This is a genomic window from Ornatilinea apprima (genome assembly GCF_001306115.1).
Taxonomy (GTDB): Bacteria; Chloroflexota; Anaerolineae; order Anaerolineales; family Anaerolineaceae; genus Ornatilinea; species Ornatilinea apprima.
Genome location: NZ_LGCL01000024.1, coordinates 256,220 through 277,448, shown reverse-complemented (window position 1 = coordinate 277,448; position 21,229 = coordinate 256,220). Strand labels below are relative to the sequence as shown.

At 57.0% G+C, this 21,229-nt stretch carries 21 protein-coding genes; 10 read left to right on the top strand and 11 right to left on the bottom strand.

Annotated elements, in window-relative coordinates:
- The first annotated feature begins 385 nt into the window (after window positions 1-385).
- Window positions 386-736, top strand: a complete 351-nt coding sequence (locus tag ADN00_RS11055; protein ID WP_201781182.1) for an endonuclease domain-containing protein — start codon at window positions 386-388, stop codon at window positions 734-736.
- 270 nt (window positions 737-1,006) lie between these two features.
- Here the strand turns inward: ADN00_RS11055 and ADN00_RS11050 are convergent, their stop codons facing one another.
- Window positions 1,007-2,083, bottom strand: a complete 1,077-nt coding sequence (locus ADN00_RS11050) for a helix-turn-helix transcriptional regulator (RefSeq protein ID WP_075063032.1) — start codon at window positions 2,081-2,083, stop codon at window positions 1,007-1,009.
- Window positions 2,084-2,302: 219 nt separating this feature from the next.
- Between ADN00_RS11050 and ADN00_RS11045 the strand changes: the two genes are divergently transcribed.
- Window positions 2,303-2,695, top strand: a complete 393-nt coding sequence (locus tag ADN00_RS11045) for an RNA recognition motif domain-containing protein (protein WP_075063031.1) — start codon at window positions 2,303-2,305, stop codon at window positions 2,693-2,695.
- A gap of 128 nt (window positions 2,696-2,823) precedes the next feature.
- Here ADN00_RS11045 and ADN00_RS11040 read toward each other — a convergent pair whose 3' ends face one another.
- The 6 genes from ADN00_RS11040 to ADN00_RS11010 form a co-directional block, all read right to left on the bottom strand.
- Complete coding sequence (locus ADN00_RS11040) at window positions 2,824-4,152, bottom strand: pilus assembly protein TadG-related protein (protein WP_075063030.1); 1,329 nt, start codon at window positions 4,150-4,152, stop codon at window positions 2,824-2,826.
- 20 nt (window positions 4,153-4,172) lie between these two features.
- Window positions 4,173-4,652: a TadE/TadG family type IV pilus assembly protein gene (locus ADN00_RS11035; RefSeq protein ID WP_075063029.1), complete on the bottom strand. Its 480-nt coding sequence runs from the start codon at window positions 4,650-4,652 to the stop codon at window positions 4,173-4,175.
- Window positions 4,653-4,678: 26 nt separating this feature from the next.
- Window positions 4,679-5,461 carry a TadE/TadG family type IV pilus assembly protein gene (locus tag ADN00_RS20140; protein WP_082390066.1) on the bottom strand — a complete coding sequence of 261 codons (783 nt, stop codon included), beginning with the start codon at window positions 5,459-5,461 and terminating at the stop codon, window positions 4,679-4,681.
- 106 nt (window positions 5,462-5,567) lie between these two features.
- A complete protein-coding gene (locus tag ADN00_RS11020; protein ID WP_075063028.1) occupies window positions 5,568-6,602 on the bottom strand; it encodes a DUF5667 domain-containing protein in 1,035 nt (344 codons plus the stop codon).
- Complete coding sequence (locus ADN00_RS11015) at window positions 6,595-7,146, bottom strand: RNA polymerase sigma factor (protein WP_075063027.1); 552 nt, start codon at window positions 7,144-7,146, stop codon at window positions 6,595-6,597. Before ADN00_RS11015 ends, ADN00_RS11020 begins: the two co-directional genes overlap by 8 nt.
- A 254-nt stretch (window positions 7,147-7,400) precedes the next feature.
- On the bottom strand, window positions 7,401-8,150 hold the full coding sequence (locus ADN00_RS11010) for a head GIN domain-containing protein (RefSeq protein ID WP_075063026.1): 750 nt from the start codon (window positions 8,148-8,150) through the stop codon (window positions 7,401-7,403).
- A gap of 197 nt (window positions 8,151-8,347) precedes the next feature.
- Between ADN00_RS11010 and ADN00_RS11005 the strand changes: the two genes are divergently transcribed.
- Window positions 8,348-8,716 (top strand): translation initiation factor Sui1, encoded by a 369-nt coding sequence (locus tag ADN00_RS11005; protein WP_075063025.1) that lies wholly within the window; start codon window positions 8,348-8,350, stop codon window positions 8,714-8,716.
- 76 nt (window positions 8,717-8,792) lie between these two features.
- Window positions 8,793-10,478: an energy-dependent translational throttle protein EttA gene (gene ettA, locus ADN00_RS11000; RefSeq protein WP_075063024.1), complete on the top strand. Its 1,686-nt coding sequence runs from the start codon at window positions 8,793-8,795 to the stop codon at window positions 10,476-10,478.
- 456 nt (window positions 10,479-10,934) lie between these two features.
- On the opposite strand, the gene ADN00_RS10995 is transcribed toward ettA, so the two are convergent.
- Together ADN00_RS10995 and ADN00_RS10990 are read right to left on the bottom strand one after the other, a co-directional pair.
- A complete protein-coding gene (locus ADN00_RS10995) occupies window positions 10,935-11,702 on the bottom strand; it encodes a class I SAM-dependent DNA methyltransferase (protein ID WP_075063023.1) in 768 nt (255 codons plus the stop codon).
- Window positions 11,703-11,812: 110 nt separating this feature from the next.
- Complete coding sequence (locus ADN00_RS10990) at window positions 11,813-12,571, bottom strand: MerR family transcriptional regulator (protein WP_075063022.1); 759 nt, start codon at window positions 12,569-12,571, stop codon at window positions 11,813-11,815.
- Window positions 12,572-12,817: 246 nt separating this feature from the next.
- On the opposite strand from ADN00_RS10990, the gene ADN00_RS10985 reads away from it, so the two are divergent.
- Genes ADN00_RS10985 through ADN00_RS10960 form a run of 6 tightly spaced genes read left to right on the top strand, consistent with a single transcriptional unit; the run spans window position 12,818 to window position 19,846 of the window.
- On the top strand, window positions 12,818-13,849 hold the full coding sequence (locus ADN00_RS10985) for an STAS-like domain-containing protein (RefSeq protein WP_075063021.1): 1,032 nt from the start codon (window positions 12,818-12,820) through the stop codon (window positions 13,847-13,849).
- A gap of 56 nt (window positions 13,850-13,905) precedes the next feature.
- Window positions 13,906-14,562: a Maf family protein gene (locus ADN00_RS10980; RefSeq protein WP_075063020.1), complete on the top strand. Its 657-nt coding sequence runs from the start codon at window positions 13,906-13,908 to the stop codon at window positions 14,560-14,562.
- Window positions 14,563-14,592: 30 nt separating this feature from the next.
- Entirely contained in the window at window positions 14,593-16,809 is a 2,217-nt protein-coding gene (locus tag ADN00_RS10975; protein ID WP_075063019.1) for a penicillin-binding transpeptidase domain-containing protein, read from the top strand.
- A gap of 16 nt (window positions 16,810-16,825) precedes the next feature.
- Window positions 16,826-17,749 (top strand): ribosome small subunit-dependent GTPase A, encoded by a 924-nt coding sequence (gene rsgA, locus ADN00_RS10970; RefSeq protein ID WP_075063018.1) that lies wholly within the window; start codon window positions 16,826-16,828, stop codon window positions 17,747-17,749.
- 39 nt (window positions 17,750-17,788) lie between these two features.
- Window positions 17,789-18,820, top strand: coding sequence for a dipeptide epimerase (locus ADN00_RS10965; protein WP_075063017.1), 1,032 nt, complete (start codon window positions 17,789-17,791; stop codon window positions 18,818-18,820).
- A gap of 9 nt (window positions 18,821-18,829) precedes the next feature.
- The gene (locus ADN00_RS10960) at window positions 18,830-19,846 is read left to right on the top strand and encodes a C40 family peptidase (protein ID WP_075063016.1); all 1,017 of its coding nucleotides are present in this window, start codon (window positions 18,830-18,832) and stop codon (window positions 19,844-19,846) included.
- A gap of 83 nt (window positions 19,847-19,929) precedes the next feature.
- On the opposite strand, the gene ADN00_RS10955 is transcribed toward ADN00_RS10960, so the two are convergent.
- Window positions 19,930-20,361 carry a hypothetical protein gene (locus ADN00_RS10955; RefSeq protein ID WP_075063015.1) on the bottom strand — a complete coding sequence of 144 codons (432 nt, stop codon included), beginning with the start codon at window positions 20,359-20,361 and terminating at the stop codon, window positions 19,930-19,932.
- Window positions 20,362-20,476: 115 nt separating this feature from the next.
- Window positions 20,477-21,226, bottom strand: coding sequence for a serine hydrolase (locus ADN00_RS10950; RefSeq protein WP_160317516.1), 750 nt, complete (start codon window positions 21,224-21,226; stop codon window positions 20,477-20,479).
- Window positions 21,227-21,229 lie beyond the last annotated feature (3 nt).

The following is a 21,229-nucleotide window of genomic DNA, read 5'->3' as shown; positions in this document are numbered from 1 at the left end:
TTCCAGCGCGTTCATTTTGAACTCTGGTGGGTATTCTCGGTAATTTCTCTTTTCCATGCCTGATCTCCATTTCTTTAGTTTTACCCGATCAGGACATTTTTTGTGTCCACTTTTTTGCACCATTCCAGCCGCGATATTTCCCCGCTGACGCAGGGACGGGTGAGCAGAGTGCAAGTCACCTCCCCTGGCTTGCCGGATGGGCAGTGCGAATGCCCCATCCCCGCGGCTGCGCCGCGACCCTTCCCCGCTGACGCAGGGAAGGGTGAAGAGAATGGAAGTCACCTCCCCTGGCTTGCCGGGGGAGGCTGGGAGGGGGTCGTAACTCGCATGCCTTTTGCGCGCGTCAGTGAGAGACTGCAAGAAAATCCAAAAAGGTGGATTTGAAATGGCAAATTTATCCAAAAAGCAAATCAGCATGATCCACGCGCGAGAAATGAGGAAATTACCAACACCCGCAGAGGATAAGCTCTGGCAGCGCATTCGTCATCACCAGATTAACAACATCCATTTTCGACGGCAGCATCCCATTGGCGACTACATTGTGGATTTTTGCGCTCCAGCAAGAAAGCTGATCATTGAAATTGATGGCGGGTTTCATGCAGGACAATTCGATTATGATTCCGAACGGACCGCAATTTTTGAGTCCAAGGGGTATAGTGTCTTGCGTTTTCGTAATGCTGAAGTCCTGGAAAACATCGAGCAGGTGATTCAAGAAATCAAAAAAGTGGTGAAATAAAGTGGCCTCATCCCCGCGTCGCAGGGAAGAGGCTGAAGACCAGGTATCCTCATAACCGAGATTCTCTCCCCCGCTGTGCGGGGGAGCCGGAGGGGGAAAGTGAATCTTTTTCCCGCGGCAGGGGCACGGCTCTTAAAAAATAAAAAAAGCTCTTTGGGCATTCTTCTTCTCCCCTGGCCCATGAGCTTTTTCTTTTTTGTCCGGAGGGGCTCCCCTCTTCCCCTGACCCGGACCCGGATGGCGTGTTCAGATATGACCATGATATCCGAATCACTCGTCCGTATTTGTGGGTAAGTCTGCCAATTTGGAGCGGTTTTCTACATCGAGTCCGTAAATGGCTGCCATTCCACGGGTGCGGTCCACCATCATCTGGCGCAATTCGGGGCAGCCCAGCACTTCGCAGCCGTCGCTGTACGAGAGCAGCACCTGGGCGGCCTCCCACAGGTTATCGGTGGTGGCGGTGATTTCGGCACGGCCGTCGGGCAGGCGTGTGATGTGGGTATTCTCAAAGTGATGGCTGATCTGCCCGCGCGCCAGGCGCGGCTCAAGACGGTAATGCACTTCGTAGCGCGGCGGGGTGCGCGCAACGCCCGGCAGGCGGGTGGGGCTGATGATGAGCTTTTCATCGGCGCAGATGTATTGGACGCGGAAGTTTTTATAACCGCTGTCAAAGCGTTCTTCACCATAGGGGTCGCGGCTGTAGAGGTCGAAGGCGTACAGGTACCAGTGGCCGCGCTGAAAGCGCATTTGCGCGGGAGCGGCCTCGTGGTAGCGCGGCAGGCGGTCTTCGTGGCGCGGGGAGATGTAGTTAAAGCACAGCTTGCGCTGGACGCGCACGGCGCGCTCGACGGTTTGCCACACCACTTCCGGGATGGAGCCGCGGTCTACGTCTTGCTGCAGATCAAGGTCAACAGCCGAGTTGAGAGTCTCCAGGCGGCGCTGATCGGCCGGGGAAAGGCGGGTGGTCAGCTCCTGCAGCAGGGCCTGCACCTCCTGGCGCGCGCCCATTTGGCCGGTGAAGGCTTCGGAGAGCAGCCGCACGGCGCGCAGGGCGGAATCGGAGAGGTGCAGGCGGCCAAACGGACCGGCCTGGGTGAGGGCGTATTGGCGCGCGGCCGGATCGTAAACAAAATCGGCGTCGAGGTGCTGGCGCAGGTGGTCGCGGTCATGCTTGAAGGCTGCCGCGCGGGCAGATGGGTCTGGCGGGTAGGCATCCGGCCCCAGGGCGTCGCAAACGGCCTGCACCAGCTCTTGGGGCGAGGCAGGACCGCGCTGCAAGCGCGCTACAAGCGCCAGGCAGCGCCTGACGACCATCCAATCACTACCGCGCGCGCCGCGAGGGGGCATAATGGGTCTCCTTTGGCCGGTAAACGTGAAAAAAACCAGCCGAGAAAATGACAGCTGTACAGCTTTTTAGTATAGCGAAATTCGCTTTCTTTGATAAGAATCCTGATATAATACCATCTAAGACGTCCTCATACGAAAAGAGATGCAGAGAATTGATGCAAGCAAAAAGCAGCCTGATCGGATGAGAAAATATTTGACCCAGTTCAAAGGAAAAGAGAAATGAATATTTACGTTGGCAATTTGCCCTACAGTGTAAGTGAAGATGACGTCCGACAGGCTTTTGAGGCTTTCGGTGAAGTTGCTTCCGTATCCATGATCAAAGACAAAATGACCGGCCAACCGCGCGGTTTTGGCTTCGTCGAAATGAATGACGATGGTGAGGCGCAGGCCGCCATTGACGCTCTGAATGGCAAAGACCTGAAAGGCCGCGCCATGGTTGTGAATGCAGCTCGCCCGCGCGAAGAGCGCCCGATGGGCGGTGGCGGCGGCCGCGGTGGTTTCGGCGGTGGCAATCGCCGGCCTGGTGGTGGTGGCGGCTTTGGCGGCCCTGGCGGCGGCAACCGTCGTCCCGGCGGCCCCGGCGGCCAGAAGCCCCCGCGCCGCGAGTGGTAATCCACAGGCAAGTTTTCCCCCGACCATCTGGCCGGGGGATTTTTTAGTTAAAGGTTGAGCGCCTGTGAAGCGGACAGGTCACAGGCGCTCTAGAAAAGGGATCTTCCCCCTGATTCCCTTAACCGTCTTTATTCGTACATATCCAGGAATGATGGGTTGGAGTAATGAATGGTATCGTCGAAGTTGATCTCCATTGTGGTGGTGCCAAAGATTTCCGCGGTGTAGGCGATGATCTGGGTACTGAACTGCCCCAATTGGTTTGAGGTGCCACCCACGTTGACATGCCCATCGGGTGCGTAAACCGTGCCTTTGTATTCAGAAATGCTGTTGCCGAGCAAAGAGATACTGCCTTTGTTGCCAGAGGCCATGTAAATCAACATGCCGTACCACGGGCCGGACCGCGGGGCGCGGATGTTAATTTGCGCATCGCCGCTGGAATCGAAGTTGGTATCTTTGCTGCCGTCTTTCTGTAGATAAAACATCACATCATCGCCGGCAATAATGCCTCCCGTCAGTTTAATGTCTCCGCTGACGCAGTACAGGCCGGGCTTCAAATTCACTTTTCCTTTACTGACGGATATGCCAGTGTATCGCCCCGGGTTAAGAGTTACATTATCGGAGTCGTTATTGATTTTCACCTCACCATACGCACTCAATTTCGCGCAGTCGGCGTCGGCAGGCGGGTAGGTGAAGGTGGGCAGCTCTTCGGCCGTCTGCGCGGGGGTGGGACTGATGGTTACGCCGCCGTCGGCGCTGTAACCATCGACAAAGCGGATGCCTTCATCGGCGGTTACCTTAACGTTACCGTTGCCTTTCATGCACGAGTTGGAGAACATGCCGGAGTTGTTAATGGTCACCAGAGAATTGCCAGACACCTTGAGGTTACCGTAGTTGGCCTGGCAATCTTTGCTGAGGACCGCGATGGCGTAGCCAAAGGCGCCCGAGGTGCGCGGTTTGACCCGCACCACGGCTTCAACCGAATTGCGGAAGCCGCCGGGGTAAAACATGTGGGCAAAGGTGGTGGCGACGTCGGAGGAGATGTCGACCATCACATCGATGTAACCCTGTGTCCAGGCGTCGTGGTCTTCTTCGCCGCAGGCGATGTAAACGCCGTGTTTGGCCGCGTCCAGGTCGGCCTGGGTGGGCAGCTCGGTGAGGGTGAAGCGGTTATCGAGCGAGCGGTCAATGGCGGCGTCGGCGGCGTCTTGCATGGCGGCGATCACTTTGCTGTCGCTGCATTCAAAACTGCCGTTGGTGATGTATTGGTTCTCAATGCTCTGGGCAGCGGCCACCGCCCCGGCCACCGCCGAGGCGTCGGCGGCGCTCTGGTCAAAGCGCCGGTCGGCAAAGATCGTGCCGCCGTCGACCACCAGGGCGGCAAAACCCAGCAGGCCCACCAGCACCAGGGCCAGAATGACCATAACTTGTCCGGATTCGCGTTGTTGGTTGAAATTCATAACTTTTCTCTCTTCTGGCATCAGGGTGAAGCCATACCACAGGGAGGCTGGATGACGGTGCCGCTGACATCAGCGGTTAAATTAATGGTTTGGCGGCCGATAAACGCGCCCAGCAGCGGCATGGTGACGGGAAAATCGGGCTGCGAAACGCTAATCTCAATTTCATTGCCCGAACAGGCCACCAGCTCAACATCGGCGTCGCCGCAGGAATAGGTGGAGCTGCCGTCGGAGTATCGAATTTCCATGTCCACCATCATTCCCGGGTTGAGGTTGTCGATGATGCGGTCTTCAATCTGGTTGCAGTGGCCGGGAAAGGCCGATCCGTAGGCAACGCCTTCCATGGCGGCATCGCGCAGCATGATAAAGGTATAAAAAGCGCGTCCCAGGTCTACCACACCGGCGAGCAGGATGAGCAGCAAGACCAGCACCAGGCCAAACTCCAGGAAAGCCTGGCCTTTTTCGTTTTTGGGGGATGGGTTCTTGAAGAGTTGTGATCTCATCTTATTTCCAATTCACGATCAATGATCTAACGGGGCAAGTTCTCAATGGGTGTGTGGATGGGTGATGGCGTTTCGCCCTCCAATGGCAGCGGCGTAAAGGTGGAAGTGGGGGTAGGCGTATTGGTGGGGGTATTGGTGGGCGTTGGTGTGAAGGTATTCGTCGGCGTAGGGGTGTCGGTGGGCGTGTTGGTGGGCGTGTTGGTAGGCGTGTTGGTAGGCGTATTGGTGGGGGTATTGGTCGGCGTTTGGGTAGGCGTGATGGTGGCGGTTCGGGTGATGGTCGCGGTGCGGGTTTGCGCGTAAGAAGGTGATGGAGCCGGTGTGCCAATAACGCTGGCACGGATGATGATGGTGCGGGCGCTTTCGATGGTTATAGGTACTGCCGGGATCTTGACGAGCCCGGCTGCTGGCTGGTAGCTGGCGGAGACGCGTACCACCACCCGATCGCCAAGGTTGACATCGTGGGTGGGCGGGCAGGCGGTGTCGAAAGGCGTCTGCCCTGGCCCGTGATCGTAGCGGATTTCGATCTGGCTGGGGTCATTGACCGATAAAATCCCCACGCGCATGGCTGCAGCCTTGATTCCATCGCAGTCCTCGTAGAACTGCAGTCCGCTTCCGCTATCCCCTACTGCCGAACCGTATCGCGCAGCTTCGCGGCTGGCGCTGTATGCCGAGATATAAATGGCGAACAACCGTCCGAACTCCATGATGCCTAGAATGAGCACGAGCAAGAGCGGAATCACCAGGGCGAATTCCACCATCCCCTGGCCGCGGCGTTGTTTCAATAATGGTTTTCTGCTCTTTTTCAACTACGTTTTTCCTTGTACCTTGTTTCAATCAATCAAAAGACCCTCTGGACTTGGTTCTCCAGAAGGTCTGCATATCGTTTTCCCTTTGATAAGACTTCCCCGAAGGCTACTTTTCTTTCTTCTCAGGCTTTTCAGGCTTGTCGGGTTTGTCTTTGTCTACCTGACCAGGCGGCACTTTGGTTGGCTTCGGTGTTTGGGTGGGTTTGGGTGTCGCGGTCGGGATGGACCTTTTTTCGGGCGTGCTCAATGTGGTGGGCTTGCCCTTTTCGGGAGTGTTGATGTCTTCTGGTTTCCCTGCCGGTTTTTCTTTTGTCGGTTGAGGCGTTACCGTTTTTTCTGGTTTTCCTTTGGTCTCCTGCGGCTCCAGGTCGCTTGTCGATTGAATGGCTTTTTCAATCGCCGGGCGCGCGCTTTCAGGGACTTTGTCCAGCAAGCTGGTTAATACCTGAATGCGGTTATTGTGCGCGGTTTCCAACAACAGTTGGTGGGCTTCAGACCGCTCCGGGCTCTGCGGCGGCAGGCTGGCCATAGCGTTTGCCAGATCGGAAACTTCGCTGTCAAAGGTAGCCAGAGCAACCTGCAAATCTTCAAAGCGGCCTGCTTCAACCAGGGCTTCAATTTCCTCCACGCGGGTCTCTAAATTACCGTTAATTTGCTCTACCCGCTGTTCCGGAGAGGCGACAACGAGCTGCGCCTGCTCTATTAAGATTTTGATGTTGTACAGTGAATCACCGGGCAGCGCGTCGCTGGAGGCCAGTACAATGTTGGTTCCGCCCACCGATAACATAGCTACCAATAAAACGATGCTCATCAACACCAACGCGGTGCGGCGTTTGATTTTGAATGAGCTAAGCCCTTCAGTAAATATAAGACGAAGCCCTTGCCAAAATGTTACAGGCTTAGGCTGATCAATCTGTTTGAGAATGCGCTGGCGGCTTTGCTGGCGGAACTGGGCAGAGGGTTCTGCTTTGGGCGCCTGGGTGATCCAATCGGCAACGGCCAGCAGCTCTTGCAGCTCTTGTTCTTCGTGTTCCAAGAGCGGCAGCGGCACATCTCCCTGCTCGCCGCGGTTATCGAGCAGGTCGGCCAGCCGCTGGGCTGGTTGGGTGTTGCCGGGTAAGGTGTTCTTTAAGTCAGGCATTTAATAAGACCTTCATCTTCTTCAACGCGCGATATTGCAAGACGCGCATGTGGTTTTCGCTGATACCCATGACGGTGGCCGCGTCGGCATGGCTGAGCTGGTTGACAAAGCGCAGCAAAAGCACCTCGCGCGAGATCTCATCCAACTGGCTTAAGGCCTGTGCCAGTTGTTGAGCGCGCTCATCCTGCTCAACCTGCTCCTGCAGCCCAGGATGATTGACCTGTAAGCGGTCAATATCCTCAATGGAGACGGCGTGACGTGCCATGCGCTGGTGATCGATGACTGTGTTGCGCGCGATGCGGTACAACCAGGCGCGGAAGTTCTGCAGCGGCTGCCGGTTGGGGCGTGGGCGGGTCAAACTCTCCCAGGCTTTGATAAAGACTTTTTCGATCAGGTCTTCGGCTTCCATGTGGTCCATCACCCGGTAATACACATACCGGTAAATTTCGGCCAGATACAATTCATACAAAGCCGCAAACGCAGGTTTGCTGCCGCTTTCAGCCTGGGTGATGAGCCCTGCTTCCTGTTCGACTTGCAATGACATGAGCGAATCGCTTTACGTTAATTAAGACGAATACTTTACAATTCCATTACAGAATCGGTTAAAGTTGGGCATAGAAATTGCCATGAATCGGTAGTGAAGCCCCCCTTTTTGCCTTTTCTGCAGCAGACGATGTTAAAAGTATAACCTGCTTTTTCCCTGAGAGATGGATTCCGTTTCAGGAATGAATATGTTTAACACCAAAAACTTCCCGCCTTGAAGCGGGAAGTTGAATGGGTTGGCTGCTGGCGGGCGGATTATTTCTCGCCCAGGCTGTTGAGGGTGCCCACGCCGTCAATGTCGCGGGTGATTTCGGGCTTGCCGTAGTAAGCCACTTCTCCGCCGCCGCTGATCTCCACGTTGAGCGTTTCGATGGCCCACACGCTGGCCTGCCCCACCCCGCTGATGGAGATGCTGACCGAATCAGCGCGCAGGTCTTCGGCATCCAGGCTGCCGCCGCCGGACGAGTCCATGCGCACCGAGCGCGCTTCGCCGTCCAGGTCCACGTTGCCCAAGCCGCTGATGCTGATTCGCACGTCTTTGGCGGTCAGGTCGCGCAGTTTTACCGAGCCGCCGCTAATGCCAATGTACAGGTCTTGCAGGGCCAGGTCGTCGGCTTCCACATTGGCCAGGCCGGAAATTTGCAGCTTCTGCAGGTCTTTGACCTGGATGGTGAACTTCATTTTGCTGGGCAGGTTAATGTTGTAGCCTTTCTCGATGCCGATGACCAACGTGCTGCCTTTCACCTCGGTGGTGATGAGCGGCAGCAGATTGTCGTCGGTGGTGATGGTGAGACCTTCTTCGCTGCCCTGCACAATTTCCACGTCGCCCAGGCCGTTGAATTCAATACTGTTAAACCCCGACACGTCGCGGGTTTCGGTGGTGATATTGCCCGAGCCTTTCACAAAGCGCCCGTCATTGTTGATGTTAATTTCCCATCCGCCCGCGCTGCAGGCCAGCATAGCCAGCATCAGAGCCGCCAGAGACAATAAAAGTGTTTTCTTCATAAGATTAAGAGACTCCTTATCATGGATGCGGCTTTTGTTTTGCCGCGGATATGTTTTTGCTTACACTGCATATACGCTGGCCGGCGGCTTTGGTTGCACAAATTCCGAAAAAAGACCGCCATTGGCAGAAAACGGGCCGGACTTTGCCGCGACTCACGGTATAATTTTTGCAATCACAGGAAGCGAGACGTAGAAGAATGAAGATGACCCCCCGGCGCGAAGACGCGCGAACCGTCTATTCCACGGAATTGGGGCGCGTATGCCCCGACTGCGGCCGGCCCATCGACGCGTGCGCCTGCCGCAAGAAGCCCGCGGCGGCGGCCGGCGACGGTAATGTGCGCGTGCGTCTGGAGAAGAAAGGACGCGGCGGCAAGGCGGTTTCGCTGGTCAGCGGGCTGCCTTTGGCGGAAGAAGACCTGCGCAAGCTGGCCGCTGAATTAAAGAAACGCTGCGGGGCGGGCGGCGCGGTGAAAGACGGCCAAATTGAAATTCAGGGCGATCACCGCGACACGCTGGTGGCCGCTCTGCTGGCGCTGGGCTACCGCGCCAAAAAGGCCGGGGGGTAAAGACCGGAGCGGATGAAATTTCCCCCGCCGGGATGACCCTGGCAGGGATTGGATGGATGGTAATAAAGGAAGAGGTATGGCGAACGAACCCAATAAAGTGATTTATTCCATGGTAGGGGTGAGCAAGTTTTACGAGAAAAAACCGGTGCTCAAGGATATTTACCTGGGCTATTACTACGGCGCGAAGATTGGCGTGCTGGGCCTCAACGGCGCGGGTAAATCCAGCCTGCTGCGTATTCTGGCCGGGGTAGATAAAGAGTTCAACGGCGAAACGCACGTCTCGCCCGGCTACACCATTGGCTACCTGGAGCAGGAACCCCGGCTGGACGACAGTAAAACTGTCAAAGAAATGGTGGAAGAGGCTGTGGCCGATAAGATTGCCCTGCTGAAAGAGTACGAAGAGATCAGCAACCGCTTTGCCGAGCCGTTAAGCGACGATGAAATGAACGCGCTGATCGAGCGCCAGGGCGAGTTGCAAGAGCAGATTGATCACCAGGATATCTGGGACCTGGACGCGCGCCTGGAGATGGCGATGGACGCCCTGCGCTGCCCGCCTGGCGACACGCCCATCAAGGTGCTTTCGGGCGGCGAGCGCCGCCGCGTGGCGCTGTGCCGCCTGCTGCTGCAGGCCCCCGATATTCTGCTGCTGGACGAGCCGACCAACCATCTGGACGCCGAAACAGTCGCCTGGCTGGAGCATCACCTGCAGCGCTACGCCGGTACGGTGATCGCCGTGACGCACGACCGCTATTTCCTCGATAACGTGGCCGGCTGGATTCTGGAACTCGACCGCGGGCAGGGTATTCCCTGGGAAGGCAATTACTCTTCCTGGCTGGAGCAGAAGAAGAACCGCCTGGCACAGGAAGAGAAAGGCGAGAGCGAGCGCCAGAAAACCCTGGAGCGCGAGCTGGACTGGATTCGCATGTCGCCCAAGGGCCGCCATTCCAAATCCAAAGCGCGCATCAGCGCCTACGAGAAGCTGCTCAACCAGGAAAGCGAAAAGCTGGCCCGCGACCTGGAAATCTACATCCCCGCCGGGCCGCGCCTGGGCGATGTGGTCATCGAGGCGCAAAAGGTGAGCAAGAGCTACGGCAGCCGCGTGCTGGTGGAAGACATGAACTTCAGCATCCCGCCCGGCGCGATTGTAGGCATTATTGGCCCCAACGGCGCGGGCAAAACCACCCTGTTCCGCATGATCACCGGCCAGGAGCAGCCCGACAGCGGCGTTCTGCGCCTGGGCGAGACGGTGCAGTTGGCCTATGTTGACCAGTCGCGTGATGACCTGGACCCGGAGAAGACCGTTTGGCAGATGATCAGCGACGAGCAGGAGACGATTCAACTGGGCAACCGCCAGTTCAACTCGCGCGCTTACGTCTCACGCTTCAACTTCACCGGCTCCAGCCAGCAAAAATTGGTCGGCGAGCTTTCGGGCGGCGAGCGCAACCGCGTGCATCTGGCGCGCATGCTTAAGTCGGGCGCCAATGTGCTGCTGCTGGACGAGCCGACCAACGACCTGGACGTGAACACCATGCGCGCCCTGGAAGAAGGCCTGGAGAATTTCGCCGGCTGCGCGCTGGTCATCAGCCACGACCGCTGGTTTTTGGACCGTGTGGCTACCCATATTATGGCCTTTGAAGGCGACAGCAAGGTCTTCTGGTTTGATGGCAATTACACCCAGTATGAGGCAGACCGCAAGGCACGCCTGGGGGTGGAAGCCGACCAGCCACACCGCATCAAGTACCGCCAGTTGACCAGGGATTGACCGCTACGAACCCCGCCCCAAGCCCTCCCCAAAATGCTGGAAAACGCATTTTAGGGAGGGTGGTTTGTATTCATGGGTCGGGTTGCCGCTCAGGGCGGATTCTTTGTAGGGCGGGTAGAGGGCGGAGCAACGGGTTTTAAGTATTGGATGGCCTAAAGAAGAATCTGAACCGTCGTTCTTATGTAGGGGCGCGAGGCCTCGCGCCCGTTTTTTGGGGTGCCTGCGCCCGTGATTTTTTCGGCCGGACGGCCGTCCGCCCCTACCGAAGAGTATTGCATATGCGGGCTGCATAGCTGCGCGTTCAATGATAACTTTGTGGCGTCAAACAGGGCTGCGGATGAATTGAAATACGGCGGATTTCGGGCAATTCGAGGGGAATTTGTCAGGTTGTGTTTGTTTGCCCTCAATCCGCCCTACAAGAATCTTGGGATGGGGGTAAATCACCGCTGGTCTGGTTTACTCTTTCCTGGCCGTGAGGATTAAATTGGGGCTGGTTTGCGGGTCGAAGGGCGCGCCCTGTATATCTCCATAGCGGATCACTTCGCCAAAACCGGCGGCGGCCAGGGCGGGTAGCAATTCACTTTCGCGCTGCGGCCACAGCCAGGTGGTGGTGAGCTGCTGGCTCCAATTGCCCTGTGGCGAGCGCTCCAGGGTGAGGATATTGAAGGCAATTTTTCCATCGGGTTCAAAATCGTAGAAGCGCACAAAGACCCATTCGCGCTCCTCGTCGCGGAAGCTCTGCGGCTCCATCCAGCGCTGGCGGCTCTCCAGCACGGCGTCAAAGTTGCGGTTTTGCACCAGCAACAGACCGCCCGGCCGCAGGCAGGCGGCGAAATCTTCCAATGCGGCGGCCAGTTCGGCCGCGCTGAGCACATGCGGCAGCGAATTTCCCAGGCAGAGCAGCACGTCAAACGCTTCGGATCCAAAGGCGGCCTGCAGCTGGCCAAACCCCGCCGTCTCAAAGCGCGCCGCCACCCCGGCCGAGACGGCGTTCTCGCGCGCGCGTTCAATCATCTTCGCGCTCAGGTCCGCGCCGGCGGCGGCATAACCGCGCCGCGCCAATTCGATGGTGTGCATGCCGGTTCCACAGGCCGAATCCAGCACGCGGAATCCGCCGCCAGATCCGCTGCGGCGCATTTGCTGTTCCAGGAAGGGCATCTCGTAGGCCAGGCGCGACTGCCAGTTCACGAAACGGTCATAATGCGTGCTGAATTCGTCGTACATATACACCTCTGCTGTTTATTGAGGACAACTTTTATCTTATTATCGCATAAAGTGGATTAAATAGAAGAGGCTGCCCTCTACGGACAGCCTCTTTTGCGGCTAAAGATCATTTATTTAGCCATCTGCTGGTCTACATAGAACGCCATCGCTTCTTGCAAAAACTCCGGCAGATCGGGGTGGATTTTGGTGAAGGTGGCGCGGAATTTGGGATCGTTTACATACAGGTCGCCCAGGCCGCGGAAGATCTCCAGCGTGCAGGTGTAGAAGACGTTGAAGTGATCATGCAGGGCGGGCATCCAGCGCTGAACTTCCGCGCTTTCGGGGCCGTACCCCTGCTGCATGCAGTCGAATACACCGGCAAAGATTTCTTCGCCGCGCTGCCCGAGGGCCTGTTTTTGTTCTTTGCTCATGCTTTTCCACCGCTTCCATGATTCATCGACCACTTGCGGGTCGTACAATTGGCGCGCTTCGGCCTCGTATTGTTTCTCTTCTTCTTCGCTAAACCCTTCGAATAATTTCTTTTGGCTCATGGTTGTGTTTCCTTCCAGATATTGAATCGTGTTTTCCACGGTTTGAATCAGGAGATTCAAGCGCTTCACCTGCTTGTGCAGCGATTGGCGGTGGTCTTTGAGCGAGTCGAGCACATTAAAGTCCGGCCGGTCCAGAATGGCTTTGATCTGCTTCAAGTCCAGGCCCAGTTCCTTGTAGAACAAAATCTGCTGCAAGCGCAGAAGGGATGCCTCATCGTAATGTCGGTAGCCGTTGCCGCCATATTCGGGCGGGGCCAGCAGACCGATCTCGTCGTAGTAGTGCAGGGTGCGCGCGCTGACGCCTGCCATTTTGGATAACTGTTTGACGGTGTAGGGCATCGTTTGATCTCCGAAGGATAGTCTAAACTATGACGTAACGTTAATGTCAAGAGGGAATTGTAATTGAAATTTAGAAGATACTCTATCTGCGCCACTTCTATTAATTAAGGATGCATCCTGGCCTAGAAGAAAAATTTTGTTCGAAGAACTATACCTTTCGGTTGACAATAACGTATTCCAAGTTTACAATACAATTCAACAAGTTGACAATAATAATTATATCTTTTGACAATAAAAGGAAACCGGATGTCTCAAAAATTTGATGATATTACTAATTTTATCCTTCGGCATGTTCGAGAATACCCGAGCGAGGTCACAAGAATGGCTGTGGATCATTTTGGGATTTCTCGCCAAGCTGTGAATCGGTATATGAAATATTTAGTGAAGGAAGGTGTTTTATCTGAATCAGGCAATACTCGCAGTCGAAAATATACGATAAACCCAATCCTTAATGAATACTGGGATTTAAATGTAAAAGAAAACCAGGAGGAAGATAGAGTCTGGCGGAATTTGTTAAAACCTTATACGACGAATTTACCGAAAAATATTCAAGAAATATGTCAATATGGATTTACGGAAATTTACAACAATGTCATTGATCATTCGGAAAGCCAAACAGCAGTCATTTCACTAACAATATATCCTGATTGGATCAGAATAACTGTTAAGGATAATGGAGTTGGAATATTCAACAAAATTCAATCTCATTTTAACTTGGATGATCCCATGCATGCCATCCTGGAATTGTCGAAAGGAAAATTATCTACAGATCCAGGAAGGCATTCGGGGGAAGGAATTTTTTTTACATCCAGGATGTTTGATACTTTTTCAATAGTCTCCAGTCATCTAATTTTCTGCCACTCAAAAGAAGGTGGAATGGATGCTTTGTTTGAAGAAAAGGAATTTTCTGCAGGTACAACCGTAGTTATGGAGACTTCTTTATTTTCTTCAGCTACAACAGAGGAAATATTTAATGAATACAGTATAAATGGAGGATTTGGGTTTGATAGAACCGTTATCCCTGTTTTTTTAGGGGGATACGGAGATGAAAACCTGGTTTCACGATCCCAAGCAAGACGTTTGCTGGCACGAATCAATCGATTTAAGCTAATAGTCTTTGATTTTAATAAAGTAGAGATGATAGGCCAGGCATTTGCAGACGAAATTTTTCGTGTTTACGCTAATGAAAACCCAGCTATAAAGTTGATGTATGTGAATGTCAATAAAAAAGTGGAGGGAATGATAAAACGCGTGATTGATGCTAGGATTGGTGATTAATAAAGCGAAGGCCTCATTTCCCTTGCCCCTTCCAATTGTGTTAGAATCTTTCATCAATGGAGAAGCGCAATTTTTTACTGGCTTCAAATTCGCCGCGCCGCCGCGAGATGCTGGGCTGGCTGGGCTGGCAGTTCACGGTTTGCCCTGCCAATATTGATGAAAGTCCGCTGCCCGGTGAAGCGCCCGAGCCGTATGTGCTGCGCCTGGCGGGCAGCAAGGCGCTGGCCGCCCTGTCGAACGCCGAAGCGCATCAAACCGTGCTGGCTGCCGATACGATTGTGGCCGACGGCGACGTTTTGCTGGGCAAACCGGCCAACGCCGCAGAAGCGGCCGCCATGCTGCGCCAGCTGCGCGGGCGCAGCCACACCGTATGCACCGCCCTCGCGGTGATTTTCCCCGAAGACCGCGCCAGCGTGCGCCGCGCGATTTGCGTCTCGCAAGTGCCGATGCGCGCTTATTCGGAGGAAGAAATTGAAGCCTATGTCACCAGCGGCGATCCGCTGGACAAGGCCGGGGCGTATGCCATTCAGCACAGCGGGTTTCACCCTGTAGAGGGCTTTGCGGGCTGCTTTGCCAGTGTGATGGGCCTGCCGTTGTGCCATCTGCTGCGCCTTACCGGCCAGACGGCCGACCCTTATGCGATCTGCAAATCAAAATTAGGCTATGATTGTCCTATCTCTGCCGCCGTGTTGCGCGGCGAAGCGCTGGGATGACCCTCTCCGCGCTGCTTTGAGGAACTGAGAATGAAGATGAAGAAATTCCTTTCATTATTGCTATTGACGGTTGTGCTGCTCTCTTCCTGCCGGCCGCAGCCAGCGCCGGCTGAAGCCACGTTGACGCCAGATAATCCGGCTGGCGAATTGCCCCAGCCGGCTGTCAACACTACCGCCGCGCCCGACCCGCAGGCAGCCGCCCGCGCTTTTTTGGATGCCTGGCAGCAGGAGAACTACGAAGGTATGTACGCGCTGCTGGCCCAAACGAGCCGCGACGCTATTCCGCAGGAAGACTTCTCGCAGCGTTACACCAGCACTGCGCTCAGTTTGAGCCTGGTGGAGCTGACGTATGAGCTGCTTTCCACCCTCACCAACCCGCGCTCGGCCACGGTGGCTTACCGGGTAACCTTTTCTACTGCCCTGGTGGGCGAGCTTCAACGCGATATGGAGATGGGGCTGGTGCTGGAGAACGGCGAGTGGAAAGTGGAATGGGAAGATGGCATGATTATGCCTGAACTGCGCGGCGGCAACCGCCTGGCGATGGACGTGAGCACCCCTTCGCGCGGCGAGATTTATGACCGCGAGGGCAATGTGCTGGTGGCCGAAGCCGACGCGGTAGCTCTGGGGATTGTGCCCGATCAAATTGAAGACGGCCGCGAGGGGCAACTGCTGGACGAGCTTTCGCGCCTGACCGGTAAAACTCCTGAGTCGATTCAGGCGCTGTATGAAGATGCGCGCGGCACCAACTGGTACTTCCCGGTGGGCGAGACCTCGGCCGAAGAACGCGATTTTCGCTACGATTCGCTCTCTGGCCTCGGCGGGCTGGTGATGAATGATTTCCGCTCGCGCTATTATTTTGACGGCGGGATTGCCCCGCATGTAACCGGTTATGTGCAGCCGATTCCCCTGGAGGAACTGGAAGATTATCAGCGCCAGGGTTACCTGGGCGATGAAAAAGTGGGCCGCTCTGGCCTGGAAAAATGGGCGGAGAGCTACCTGACCGGCCAGCGCGGCGCGTCGCTGTATGTGGTGGACGCGCAGGGGCAGATTGTAACCCGCCTGGCGCAGGTCGATTCGCGCCCGGCGAAAAACATCACAACCACCCTGGAAAGCGACTTCCAACTGCAGGTGCAAGACGCCATCTCGGGCTTTACCGGCGCGGTGGTGGTGCTGGAGCGCGACACCGGCCGCGTGCTGGCGATGGCCAGCTCGCCCGGATTTGACCCCAATGTGTTCGAGCCGAGCAACTACAACCGCAACGCCATGCTGCAAGAGCTGTTCAGCAATACCAACCAGCCGCTGCTCAACCGAGCCACCCAGGGCGGGTATCCGCTGGGATCGGTTTTCAAGATTATCACCATGGCAGCGGCGCTGGAAAGCGGCATCTACACCCCCGATACGATCTATGAGTGCGGCTACGAGTTCAACGAGCTGCCTAACCTTACCCTGTATGACTGGACCTACGAAAAAGAGGTGGCTGCCAGTGGAACGCTGACCCTTTCAGAAGGGCTGATGCGCTCGTGCAACCCCTACTTCTGGCATATTGGTCTCGATCTGTACCGCCAGAACCAGCCCAAACTGGTCTCGGAACTGGCGCGTGGTTTTGGCCTGGGCAAGCCAACCGGCTTTGAGCAGGTGGCCGAAGATATTGGCAGCATGCCCGACCCGGCCAACGAAGGCGACGCGGTGCAGCTGGCGATTGGACAGGGCACCATGCTGGTAACGCCTTTGCAGGTGGCGCGCTTTGTGGCAGCTATTGGCAACGGCGGCACGCTTTACCGCCCGCAGGTGATTGAGCAGGCCGTCTCACCCGACGGCGAGGTGGCGCTGCAGTTCAAACCCGAGGCGCAGGGCGAGCTGCCCATTTCGGATGAGACGCTCAAAGCCGTGCAGGATGCCATGCGCATGGTGGTCAATGCCCCGCGCGGCACGGCCCGCCGGGCGTTCTCCGGCCTGGAAATTCCGGTGTACGGCAAAACTGGCACGGCGCAGAACCCGATGGGTAAGCCGCACGCCTGGTTTGCCGGTTACACGCGCAACGAAAACCCCGATCGGCCGGATATCGCCATTGCGGTGATTGCCGAAAACGCCGGTGAAGGCTCGGATATTGCCGCGCCGATCTTCCGGCGTGTGGTGGAGCTGTACTTCTACGGCAAGCCGCTGCGCCTGTACGATTGGGAATCGAAGTTCAATGTAACCGCCACGCCTACGCCGCTGGTCACCGAAACCCCTCAGGCGGAAGAATAAAGGCCCCAGGGAGTTTATGGCACACCCGCCGCGCATTGAAGGTCTGATCACTCGCTACCAATCTGGGTTTTACGCTGTTCGCACCGCGCAAGGCGAAGCGTTGTGCCATTTGCGTGGGAGGTTGAAGAAGCAGCGCGCGGGCAGCGACTTGTTGGCGGTGGGAGACCGGGTGGAGATCAGCCTGCAGCCCGACGGCAGCGGGATGATTGAATCCATACACGCGCGCGAGCGCGCCCTGGTGCGCCTGGCACCCACGCCGCGCGGCGATTATCGCCAGGTGCTGCTGGCCAACCCCGATCAGATTGTGCTGGTGTTCGCCTGCCGGCAGCCCGACCCGCACCTGCGCATGCTGGACCGGTTTCTGGTGATCTGTGAGAAAAACCATCTGCCGGTGGTGATTGTGGCCAATAAAACGGATTTAATCGCGGCGGAAGAAGCGCGTGAGCTGTTTTCGATTTACCCGCCGCTGGGTTACCGGGTGATTTTCGCTTCGGCGCAGGATGGTGAAGGAATTGAAGACCTGCGCGAGGCGCTGCGCGGCAAGCTTTCCGGGTTGGTGGGACCTTCGGGGGTGGGCAAATCTTCCTTGTTGAACGCCGTGCAGCCCGATTTGGGGCTGGCAGTGAGTGATGTGAGCGACCAGACCTCGAAAGGCCGCCACACCACGGTGGTGCGCGAGCTGTTTCCTTTACGCGAGGGCGGTTTTGTAGCTGATCTGCCAGGGCTGCGCTCGCTGGCGCTGTGGGACACCGAGCCAGAGGAACTGGACGGCTACTTTCCAGAGCTGCGTGAGCTGGTGCGGCACTGTCAGTTTAGCGACTGCACCCACCAGCACGAGCCGGGCTGCGCCGTGCTGCAGGCGGTGGAAGAAGGGCGCGTTCACCCGCACCGTTATCAATCGTATCTGCGCCTTCGTTTTGGCGACGAGCTGGACGACTGAGCCGCGGGCTGTTTCTGATCATTTTCCAGGGAGGGATGTATGGGAGAATCTCAAGGGCGGGTACGCTGGCAGCAGCTTACCTTGCAACTGCGTAATCCATTTCGCTTGTCCTACGGGGTCAGTGATACCCGCGACGTGTACTGGCTGCGCCTGGAGGGAGACGAAGGCTGGGGCGAGGCGGCCATCCCGCCCTATTACGGAGTAGACACGCCGGCGATGATCGCTGTGTGGCAGCGCGCCGCCCATAATTTGCAGCCGTTTCCCGACGAACCGCAGGCGGTAGCCGCCTGGGTGGGCGGTGACGGCCCCGCCCCGGCACGCTGCGCGCTGGAACTGGCGTTGTATGACCGCATCGCGCGCCGGCAGGGTGTGCCCTTGTGGCAGTTACTGCACCTGCCGCAGCCCCAAAAAATAGCCACCTCTTTCACCATTGCCATCGACACTCCCGAAGCGATGGCCGAAATGGCCAGCGGAATTGCCAGCTTTCCGATTATTAAGGTCAAGCTGGGCAGCGAAGATGATGAAGCGCGTCTGGCCGCCATCCGCTCCGCGCGCCCGGACGTGAAGCTGCGGGTGGACGCCAACGCCGGTTGGACGCTGGAACAGGCGCGCGATCTGGTCGACCGATTGTGCCGCTACGACCTGGAGATGATCGAGCAGCCCTTGCCCAAAGAGCAAATCGAAGCAATGGGCGCGCTGCAAAAAAAATGCCCGGTGCCGGTAACAGCGGATGAATCGGTGCAGACCTTGCAAGACGTGGAACGCCTGGCGGCCGCCGGTGTGCAGGCGATCAATGTGAAGCTGATGAAAGTGGGCGGCATCACCCCCGCGCTGCACATCTTCCGCCGCGCGCAGGAGCTGGGGCTGCGCGTGATGTTGGGACAGATGATTGAAACCTCGATTGGCGCCACAGCCATGGCACACTTCACCGGCCTGGCAGAGTGGGTAGACCTCGACTCGCCCATGCTGGTGTCCAACGATCCTTTTGAAGGGATTTTGTACGACGCTCATGCGGTGATTCAAATGCCCGCGCGTGTGGGGATTGGTGTGCGCGGCCTGGAAAGCGATTAGGAGATGATGATGCGCGAAGATTTGGAAGCCATCTTAAAAGAACTTGCAGAGCGGTTCGCGGATACCCGCGCTCACCTGTTTGAGGTCAACGTGCAGTCGCTGGAGGGAAACACTGCCGTGCTGGCGGGGCGGGTGCTGGAAGAGGCCACCCTGCAGGCGCTGCGCCTGGCGCTGGCCGAAACACTGCCCGGGCTGCGGGTTGTGGATGACGGCGTGCAGGTGCTGCGCCAGGACAACCCCAAAATCCTGTCTGTGGGGACCAATCTTACCGGGTTGTACGCGCAGCCCGAGTTTGGCGAGCTGCTGAGCGAGCTGATGTACGGCTGGGCGCTGGAAATTGTGGAAGAGCGCGGCGATTGGGCGTTTGTGCGCCAGCTGGACGGCTACCTGGGGTGGGCTTACCTGCCTTACCTCACCGATGATCTGATCCCCGTTCCCACGCACCTGGTGATGGAACCGGTGGGCCTGCTGCGCGCTGAACCGCGGGCCAACGCCCCGCTGCTGGGGCGGGTATTGGGCGGCACGTCGGTGCGGCTGCTGGATCTGAAAGACGGCTGGGCGCGCGTTTCGGCCAGCCCCCACGGCTGGCTTCCCACCGATGCGCTGCGCGCGTTTGAAGAACTTCCGGAAACCGCCCTGGAAAAACGCGCCCAGATGATGCAAGACGCGGCGCGCCTGACTGGTGTGCCTTATTTGTGGGGCGGCTGCTCGGCAAACGGCATTGATTGCTCGGGGTTCGCACAACTGCTGCACCGCTGGGTGGGAATAGCCACCCCGCGCGACGCGGACATGCAGTACCGGCACGGCAAGCCGATTGAGCCGCCGTTTTTGCCCGGCGACCTGCTCTTCTTTGGCGACACCGATACCAGCCGCATTACGCATGTAACCATCAGCCTGGGTGGCTGGCAGATCATTCACTCCTCGCGCGCGCGCAACGGCGTGTATGTAGACGACGTGCAGAGCGTGCCGCACCTGAAGGAAAGCTATCTGCGCGCCTGCACCTACATGGATGACCGCGAAGGCTAATACAAAAAATGGCCCCTCCGCGGGCCATTTTTTTGTTACGTTACCTATAAGGCTTACCAGTAAACGGTTCCTGCGCCAGCGCGTTACGGCTGGCGACTGAGCAGGTAATCGATCATGATCTGTTTTTCTTCTTCGCTGATCTGCGCGCCGTAGCCGATCATGCGGTCGAGGGTCTCTTCCCACTCTTCGCGGGTTTTCACGGCGTTGAAAATACGCTCCACGTCGTGATTGCCAGCCACTTTTTCGATGATCAGGGCTTCCACGTCGATTTCAGCGGCAGCAGGCTCTTCCATCTGCGCGGCGGTTGGCTCTGGCATGGCTTGGGTGGGGGCAGGCTCTTCGGCTACCGGGGGCTGCGATGCAGCCGGGGGCTGGGTGGGTTCTTCTGCAGCCGGGGGCTGCGACGCGGCCGGGGGCTGGGTTTCCGCGGCAGGCTGGGCAGCCGGGGCGCACGCGGCTAAGACCAGAACAGCGATACTCATTAACACAGCGGCGGTGACGAATTTCTTTTTCATACGTTTCTCTCCTGAAAGAGCAGTCAATATCCGTTTAATTAGATAGATATTATCTAATTAATAATTTGATGTCAAGCAGATCAGGAGAGATGTACAACGTCAGGCGTGGGCCGGGTTATTCCGCCCCTTCAACCATCAACCGCCCGGCCTGACCGAAGATTTCCAGCATGGGAAGCTGGTCTTGCACTTTTTGGGTCAGCAAGAAGATGCGGCAGCGGTCAGTGAAGCCCCAATCGTGCAGCACGCCGGGGATAAAGCCGGGCTTGTGGTAGAAAACCAGTGAATCCAGCTCGATGCGGCGCATCAGCAGGCAGTCGGCCTGCACGCACATCATCGGCAGAATCCAGGCGCGCTCGGCCGGGGTGAGCTGATCAAAGAGCTGGTAAAAGCGGATGCAGTCGCGCGCGCCGATCCAGTTATCCAGTCCGCGCTCGCGGGCGGCCAGGTCCATCAATTTACGCTGCATACGGGTATGCTCCAGGCCGAGCACATCTTGAAATATCTGGTTGACCCGTTCCAGGCCAATGCGCTGCACCACCAGGTTGGTGCACAGGTTGTCGGAGAGAGAGATCATCATCATCAAGATATCGTGGTACGGCAAGCGGCGGGCGTGCAGCATCCACGAGAAACCGGCGCCCTGCACCTGCGGCTCGTCATCCAGACAGCACATCTCGCGCTGGTCCACTTCACCGGCGCGCTCAAGGTGCGCCCAAGCCAGCAGCAGGGGGATTTTGATGACAGAAGCCGATGAAAAAACCTCGCAGTTGGAGAAAAAGACCGGCGGCTGCCCGTTGTTGGCCTCGAAATAGAAGGCAAATTCACTATGACTTTTGACCAATTGATTGTGCAGATTTTGGATCATCATGGC

Coding starts and splice junctions, on each gene's coding strand:
- ADN00_RS11055 (WP_201781182.1), top strand. CDS start 386: ATGGCAAATTTATCCAAAAAGCAAATCAGCATGATCCACGCGCGAGAA.
- ADN00_RS11050 (WP_075063032.1), bottom strand. CDS start 2,083: ATGCCCCCTCGCGGCGCGCGCGGTAGTGATTGGATGGTCGTCAGGCGC.
- ADN00_RS11045 (WP_075063031.1), top strand. CDS start 2,303: ATGAATATTTACGTTGGCAATTTGCCCTACAGTGTAAGTGAAGATGAC.
- ADN00_RS11040 (WP_075063030.1), bottom strand. CDS start 4,152: ATGAATTTCAACCAACAACGCGAATCCGGACAAGTTATGGTCATTCTG.
- ADN00_RS11035 (WP_075063029.1), bottom strand. CDS start 4,652: ATGAGATCACAACTCTTCAAGAACCCATCCCCCAAAAACGAAAAAGGC.
- ADN00_RS11020 (WP_075063028.1), bottom strand. CDS start 6,602: ATGCCTGACTTAAAGAACACCTTACCCGGCAACACCCAACCAGCCCAG.
- ADN00_RS11015 (WP_075063027.1), bottom strand. CDS start 7,146: ATGTCATTGCAAGTCGAACAGGAAGCAGGGCTCATCACCCAGGCTGAA.
- ADN00_RS11010 (WP_075063026.1), bottom strand. CDS start 8,150: ATGAAGAAAACACTTTTATTGTCTCTGGCGGCTCTGATGCTGGCTATG.
- ADN00_RS11005 (WP_075063025.1), top strand. CDS start 8,348: ATGAAGATGACCCCCCGGCGCGAAGACGCGCGAACCGTCTATTCCACG.
- ettA (WP_075063024.1), top strand. CDS start 8,793: ATGGCGAACGAACCCAATAAAGTGATTTATTCCATGGTAGGGGTGAGC.
- ADN00_RS10995 (WP_075063023.1), bottom strand. CDS start 11,702: ATGTACGACGAATTCAGCACGCATTATGACCGTTTCGTGAACTGGCAG.
- ADN00_RS10990 (WP_075063022.1), bottom strand. CDS start 12,571: ATGCCCTACACCGTCAAACAGTTATCCAAAATGGCAGGCGTCAGCGCG.
- ADN00_RS10985 (WP_075063021.1), top strand. CDS start 12,818: ATGTCTCAAAAATTTGATGATATTACTAATTTTATCCTTCGGCATGTT.
- ADN00_RS10980 (WP_075063020.1), top strand. CDS start 13,906: ATGGAGAAGCGCAATTTTTTACTGGCTTCAAATTCGCCGCGCCGCCGC.
- ADN00_RS10975 (WP_075063019.1), top strand. CDS start 14,593: ATGAAGATGAAGAAATTCCTTTCATTATTGCTATTGACGGTTGTGCTG.
- rsgA (WP_075063018.1), top strand. CDS start 16,826: ATGGCACACCCGCCGCGCATTGAAGGTCTGATCACTCGCTACCAATCT.
- ADN00_RS10965 (WP_075063017.1), top strand. CDS start 17,789: ATGGGAGAATCTCAAGGGCGGGTACGCTGGCAGCAGCTTACCTTGCAA.
- ADN00_RS10960 (WP_075063016.1), top strand. CDS start 18,830: ATGCGCGAAGATTTGGAAGCCATCTTAAAAGAACTTGCAGAGCGGTTC.
- ADN00_RS10955 (WP_075063015.1), bottom strand. CDS start 20,361: ATGAAAAAGAAATTCGTCACCGCCGCTGTGTTAATGAGTATCGCTGTT.
- ADN00_RS10950 (WP_160317516.1), bottom strand. CDS start 21,226: ATGATGATCCAAAATCTGCACAATCAATTGGTCAAAAGTCATAGTGAA.